This window comes from Shigella sp. FC1967 (assembly GCF_001743005.1).
GTDB lineage: Bacteria > Pseudomonadota > Gammaproteobacteria > Enterobacterales > Enterobacteriaceae > Proteus.
This window is the reverse complement of record NZ_MIIZ01000608.1, coordinates 1-6,431: the sequence shown is the minus strand read 5'-3', so window position 1 is coordinate 6,431 and position 6,431 is coordinate 1. Positions and strand designations below refer to the sequence as shown.

Annotated in this window: 6 protein-coding genes and 4 tRNA genes; 3 read left to right on the top strand and 7 right to left on the bottom strand. The window is 37.6% G+C overall.

Features of this window, described 5'->3' with window-relative positions:
• From BHE89_RS06985 to BHE89_RS25210, 3 genes are all read left to right on the top strand, one after another.
• Positions 1-1,189, top strand: a 1,189-nt coding sequence (locus tag BHE89_RS06985; RefSeq protein WP_216080991.1) for an iron-containing alcohol dehydrogenase, incomplete at its 5' end; no start/stop codon positions are given.
• A gap of 256 nt (positions 1,190-1,445) precedes the next feature.
• Positions 1,446-1,973: a glycosyltransferase family 9 protein gene (locus tag BHE89_RS25215; protein WP_286145959.1), complete on the top strand. Its 528-nt coding sequence runs from the start codon at positions 1,446-1,448 to the stop codon at positions 1,971-1,973.
• Between the two features lie 4 nt (positions 1,974-1,977).
• Positions 1,978-2,511: a glycosyltransferase family 9 protein gene (locus BHE89_RS25210; RefSeq protein ID WP_353615110.1), complete on the top strand. Its 534-nt coding sequence runs from the start codon at positions 1,978-1,980 to the stop codon at positions 2,509-2,511.
• Positions 2,512-2,700: 189 nt separating this feature from the next.
• Here BHE89_RS25210 and BHE89_RS06975 read toward each other — a convergent pair.
• From BHE89_RS06975 to BHE89_RS25205, 7 genes are all read right to left on the bottom strand, one after another.
• Positions 2,701-2,787 (bottom strand) — tRNA-Leu (locus BHE89_RS06975).
• A 130-nt stretch (positions 2,788-2,917) separates the two neighbouring features.
• Positions 2,918-3,004: transfer RNA gene (locus BHE89_RS06970), tRNA-Leu, on the bottom strand.
• Between the two features lie 5 nt (positions 3,005-3,009).
• A tRNA-Cys gene (locus BHE89_RS06965) sits at positions 3,010-3,083 on the bottom strand.
• 25 nt (positions 3,084-3,108) lie between these two features.
• Positions 3,109-3,184: transfer RNA gene (locus BHE89_RS06960), tRNA-Gly, on the bottom strand.
• Between the two features lie 141 nt (positions 3,185-3,325).
• Entirely contained in the window at positions 3,326-3,874 is a 549-nt protein-coding gene (gene pgsA / locus BHE89_RS06955; RefSeq protein WP_069368947.1) for a CDP-diacylglycerol--glycerol-3-phosphate 3-phosphatidyltransferase, read from the bottom strand.
• Between the two features lie 55 nt (positions 3,875-3,929).
• A complete protein-coding gene (gene uvrC, locus BHE89_RS06950) occupies positions 3,930-5,762 on the bottom strand; it encodes an excinuclease ABC subunit UvrC (protein WP_069368946.1) in 1,833 nt (610 codons plus the stop codon).
• Positions 5,746-6,123, bottom strand: coding sequence for a LuxR C-terminal-related transcriptional regulator (locus tag BHE89_RS25205; protein ID WP_286145958.1), 378 nt, complete (start codon positions 6,121-6,123; stop codon positions 5,746-5,748). Before BHE89_RS25205 ends, uvrC begins: the two co-directional genes overlap by 17 nt.
• Positions 6,124-6,431 lie beyond the last annotated feature (308 nt).

The window sequence follows — 6,431 nt, the reverse complement described above, 5'->3', positions numbered from 1 at the left end:
TGGTAATAGGATATCCAAATGCAACTCGATTTTCTCTTACTATAATCCAACCACCATTCATTTTGGTAAGAACTCCCTTGCTAAATTAAATGATGAATTATCACATTATGGCGAAACAGTTATGCTGATGTATGGCCGTAACGCGATTAAATCGAATGGACTCTATGATGATGTTATAGCAATACTTCGCCATGCAGGTAAAAATATTGTTGAATTATCAGGCGTCATGCCGAACCCAACTTATAAAAAAATGATGGAAGGTGCTCAATTAGTTCGTGAACACAATGTCAGTTTAATCTTAGCGGTTGGTGGTGGCTCCGTCATTGATTGTGCGAAAGGGATTTCCATTTCAGCTTATTGTGAAAATGAAGATCCTTTTCAAAAATACTGGGTTGAATATCAAGATGTAACAAATAAAATTGTTCCTGTCGCATCAATTCTTACCATGGTAGGCACTGGCTCTGAAATGAATGGTGGCTCAGTGATCACCCATGAAGAAACTAAATATAAAATCGGACGTGTATTTCCTGCAAATGCATATCCTAAGTTCTCCATTTTAAACCCAGAATATACTTTTTCTGTTTCTCAGTATCAGATGGTCAGTGGTGTTTTTGACACTATGTCGCATTTGATGGAGCAATATTTTTCTGATCAAGGTGCAAATACAACCGATTATCTAATTGAAAGTTTATTAAAATCTTCAATTGATAATTTACGTATAGCACTTAAAAATCCAAATGATTACGAAGCAAGAAGTAATCTTATGTGGAATGCAACACTTGCATTAAACACCCTCACAGGATTATCAAAAACGCAAGATTGGCAAGTTCATATGATTGAACATCAATTAGGGGCTTATACAGACTGTGCTCATGGAATGGGACTTGCAGCAATTTCTCTGCCTTATTATCGTTTCATCTATAAGTTTGGTATAGAGAAATTTGTACGATTTGCAACTCAGGTATGGGGTATTTCCGCAGAAGGAAAAACGCAAGATCAAATTGCTCTTGAAGGTATTGATGCTCTAGAACGTTTTACAAAGGAATGCGGCATTATTACATCATTAAAAGCTTTAGGTGCAACAAGAGAGATGCTTCCTGAAATTGCACAATCAACCACAATTCTGGGTAGAGGCTATAAAAAGCTAACGACTAAAGATGTGCTCGATATTTTGGAAGCGTGTTTTTAATTATTCGTCAATACCATTATAAACACAGTTTTAGTCACTAACGATAAATTCCATTTAAGGCATATAATAAAATACGATGATTATCTAAAAAAAAATAGTCATCGTATTATCAAATTGCACAGCATTTGAGCTTATCCTCTTCTCACACCCTCTCCAAAAATTAGATTAACTCTCTAATAAAGATGCCTCTGCATATCGAATCGTTTATAATCATAAATATTTAATATAATTACTGATGAAGTCATGCTTACCAGTAATGAATCTTCTCATCCAAATATATATATATAATTATGCCAAAATATTAATAATACAAAGAGATAACATTGGTGATTTAATACTGACAACACCATTAATTGACGTTCTTGCCCGTGAATATAATACAAAAATAGACCTGCTAGTAAACTCTTATAATCAAGCCATTCTGGAAGGTAATCCTTCCGTCGGGAATGTACATATTTACAGTAAGTTACATCATAAAAAATCAGGACAATCATCCTTAAAGCTTATTTTGAGTCGCTTGAAAATTATTTTTGATATGCGTCGTCAGCATTATGATATTGCGATTGTAGCGCGTGATCATTGGGCGAAAAGAGCACTGCAATGGGCAAAATTATCTGGTGCTAAGCGTATTATCGCTATTGGCGATGACGCGCCTTCGGCAGTGACAGATCCAATTCCAACACCAACTCATAAAGGCCATATTGCTGAGTTGTTCTGTCAACTCGCCCATCCTCTGGGAATAGAAAAAAAAAGCCGGTCCTTTAAAATTATATGTCAAAGATGAAGAGATCTCTGCCATTCGTCAACGCATTAAGATAGCTGAAAACATTCCTGTTTACGGCCTACAAATCAGTTCACGTAAACCACAACAACGTTGGCAAGCAGAAAAATTTATCGCGTTAGCGCATCAATTAACACAACGCGAAAAATGCCAAATTCTTCTCTTTTGGTCGCCAGGAAACAACGATAATAAACAGCACCCTGGTGATGATGAAAAAGCACAGTTTATCCTTGAACAGTGTAAAGATATCCTTATTACGCCAGTACCTACACAAAATCTTAGAGAATTAATGGCGGGTATGTCCTTATGTGATCAGATGCTAACCAGCGATGGTGGTGCATTACATATTTCAGTCGGTGTTGGTGTGCCAACAGTCGCGATGTTTGGTAATAGTGATGCAGATTTTTGGGGACCGTGGCATATTGCCAGTGAAGTACTGAAGGCACCTGAAGATAATGTAGGGCTTCTTACGATAGACGATGTATTGACTCGTTTTATTACACTAAGAGAGCGCGTTATTGATTTAAATGCAAATAGCTAATTGTCGATAACTCATAAGAAACAATACTAAATCTAAATCACCCTATTACGACAACTGATAAGGTGATTTTTTATTTCCCCCATCACATTGATAAAATTATATTTAAGTAGCAATAAGATAATATATTTGATCTAATTTTTACTTTTTTATGATCAAAAAAACGGACCTCAATGAGGTCGCTTTTTTATATGGTGCCCAGGGCGGGACTTGAACCCGCACAGCCTTACAGCCGAGGGATTTTAAATCCCTTGTGTCTACCGATTTCACCACCTGGGCTAAATTCTGTGGTGCGCCCGTAAGTTCTTATTACTAAGATAAATACTGGTATGGACGACTTATTGACTTCTCAACAATGCCATTTTTAATGGACTTTCTTTTTTGCACCAAACTCTTTTATTAAAAGAGATGGTGCCCAGGGCGGGACTTGAACCCGCACAGCCTTACAGCCGAGGGATTTTAAATCCCTTGTGTCTACCGATTTCACCACCTGGGCATTAATGGAGGCGCGTCCCGGAATCGAACCGAGGTACACGGATTTGCAATCCGCTGCATGACCACTCTGCCAACGCGCCTCAACTACTCAATCTCATCAGAGATTGGAGCGGGAAACGAGACTCGAACTCGCGACCCCAACCTTGGCAAGGTTGTGCTCTACCAACTGAGCTATTCCCGCTTTACCGAACTTGCTGATTTACTTATTTATTTCTGTAAACCGTTGTGCCTTTCGATGCGTTGCATTCTACTGATTTCCTGAATCTAGTCAACACTATATTTGCATCTTTTTGACTGTTCGGTGAATTTTCAGTCATTTCGATCAACCTTCGCGCAAATCTGACCACGCAGCGCTCAAATATTGAAACATTGACCAGAAAGTCAACACTGTTGCGATATATAATAAAGCGAATCCAAACCACTCAGCTTCAACAGTAGGTCGCCATAATAACACAACAAGAGATCCCATTTGTGCTGTCGTCTTCACTTTTCCTATCCAAGAAACTGCAACGCTGTTACGTTTTCCTAATTCAGCCATCCACTCTCTTAGTGAAGAGATTATAATTTCACGAGCAATCATTGTTGCTGCGGGTAAGGTTATCCACCACTCATGATAATGCTCAGTGATTAAAACAAGTGCTGTTGCAACCATTACTTTATCCGCTACTGGGTCAAGAAAAGCACCGAAGCGGGTAGTTTGTTTCCATCTACGAGCTAAAAAACCATCAAACCAGTCTGTTGCAGCGGCTACCATAAAAATAATGGCGCAAACTAATGGTGCATCTTTGAATGGTAAATAAAACACCAAAACAAAGAATGGAATTAGAGCGACACGAAATAGAGTTAGCCAAGTTGGGATATTTAGTTGCATAGCGTTCTACACGACCTAGAAAAGTGAGAGTTATTAATATGGTGCATCAATACACTTAGTGTTTCAACGCATTAAAAATTTTTTCTGCTAATGCAGTCGAAATTGTGGGGACTTTCGCAATTTCTTCAATACTTGCATCTCGTAAAGCTTGTAGTCCTCCCATATATTTCAACAACATTTGACGACGCTTAGGCCCTACACCTTCAATAGACTCCAGTGAACTGGTATTTTTTACCTTTGCTCTACGTTGACGATGTCCCGTTATTGCATGACGATGCGATTCATCACGAATATGTTGGATCAAATGTAATGCCGGTGAATCAGAAGGTAACGCCATTCCTTCACCTTCAGGCACAAAAAATAAAGTTTCAAGCCCTGCTTTACGATCACTCCCTTTTGCGACACCAATTAATTTAGGGTGTGATTTGTCCCAATCAACATTAAGAGCATCAAATACCTCTATTGCTTGTGCTAATTGTCCTTTACCACCATCGATGAAAATAATATCAGGAACCTTACTATCTTCTAATGATTTGCCATAACGTCGAGTGAGCACTTGATTCATCGCCGCATAATCATCACCAGGAGTAATACCACTGATATTATAGCGCCTATATTCAGATTTTAGTGGGCCATTCATGTCAAATACTACACATGAAGCCACAGTTTGCTCTCCCATAGTGTGACTAATATCAAAACATTCCATTCGTTTTATCTCTTTCATATTAAGAAGAGACATTAAAGAGGTATAACGTTGTGAAATTGTCGATTGCTCGACTTGTTTTGAAGCTAAAGCTGTTGCTGCATTTGTTCTAGCTAATTTCAAATAGCGCGCCCTATCACCACGCGGTTTTGTCTGAATTTGAATTTTTCGCCCAGCAATTGAAGATATTGATTCAGAAAGAATGGCTTTATCTTCTAAATTAAAATCGAGCAAAATTTCAGTTGGCAAAGTACGAATTGCACTACCTTGTAAATAAAATTGGCCAATAAAAGTCTGAACCACTTCATCGATTGAGGTATTTGCAGGGACTTTAGGAAAATAACTCCGACTTCCTAACACTTTACCTTGACGAAAAAAAAGAACATAAACACAAGCAATCGCACCATTAAAAGCAACACTGATAACATCAAGATCATCACCAATATTGGCGACAAATTGTTTTTCGGTCACTTGCCTCACGGCTTGAATTTGATCACGAATACGAGCTGCCTCTTCAAAATGTAACTCTTGGCTAGCTTCTTCCATACGTTTAACTAATCCGTTAATAACTTGCGTATCATCGCCTGAGAGAAAAAGTCGCACATAATTAACTTGTTGGGCATATTCTTCATCAGAAACATAGCCTTTTACACAAGGTGCAAGACAGCGGCCAATTTGATATTGCAAACAAGGTCTTGAGCGATTGCGATAAACACTGTCTTCGCATTGACGAATAGGAAACAATTTTTGCATTAATGCCAATGTTTCTCTTACTGCAAATGAGTTAGGAAAAGGCCCAAAATATTCGCCTTTGGCATGTTTTGCACCGCGGTAACTTGCAAGTCTAGGGTGTTTATCACCACTTAAATAGATATAAGGATAGGATTTATCATCACGTAATAGCACATTATAACGAGGTTGATAACGCTGGATATAGCTGTGTTCAAGCAATAAAGCTTCCGTTTCTGTATGCGTGATCGTGACATCAATATTGGCGATACACTTCACTAAAGCTTCGGTCTTACGACTATTCACCTGTGTACGAAAATAGCTCGAAAGTCTTTTTTTCAGATCTTTAGCTTTACCAACATAGATCACTGTGTCTGTCGCATCATACATCCGATACACACCCGGCTTATCTGTGACTCGGCTTAAGAATGCTTTGGCGTCAAATTTGTCTTCCACTTTGTAAATGACTCTCTATCTCAATTAACCCATAGCGTATTGCTATATGTGTTAATTCTACATCACCTGAGATTTTAAGTTTACTAAACATTCGGTAACGATAGCTATTTACTGTTTTTGTATTAATATTCAACTCACTTGCAATTTGTGTGATTTTTTTTCCTCTAATGATCATCGACATAATTTGCAACTCTCTTTCAGACAAATGATGTAAAGGATTTAGTTCTTGTTGTAATTTTGTTAGCGCGATTTCCATCGCTAACTCTTGGCTTATATACCGTTGACCAATACAAACTTGTCGGATAGCTTGCAAAATATTTTCACAAGAAGTATCAGCAATAATAAATCCCTCAATACCCAATTGCAGAAGTGTTATTGATAATATAGAGTCTGTTTTTGGTGAAATAACAATGATTTTAATTGATGAAGACGATCGTTTTATTTTTTTTTATAGAATCAATTAATAAGACTGAGGGCGTTGAGTAAATAATAATAAGGTTAACCGAAAACTGTCGACAATAACGAAATGCATCATTTTCATCATTCATCACTTTTCGGACATTAATTTTTTTTGATCTGACTAAGAAGTATTTTTATTCCCAAGCTAAATATTTCAACTCGACTTATTATCAATGTGTTTATCAATAACTCTCTCCTTCAAAACTACAC

Coding starts and splice junctions, on each gene's coding strand:
- BHE89_RS25215 (WP_286145959.1), top strand. CDS start 1,446: ATGAATCTTCTCATCCAAATATATATATATAATTATGCCAAAATATTA.
- pgsA (WP_069368947.1), bottom strand. CDS start 3,874: ATGCAACTAAATATCCCAACTTGGCTAACTCTATTTCGTGTCGCTCTA.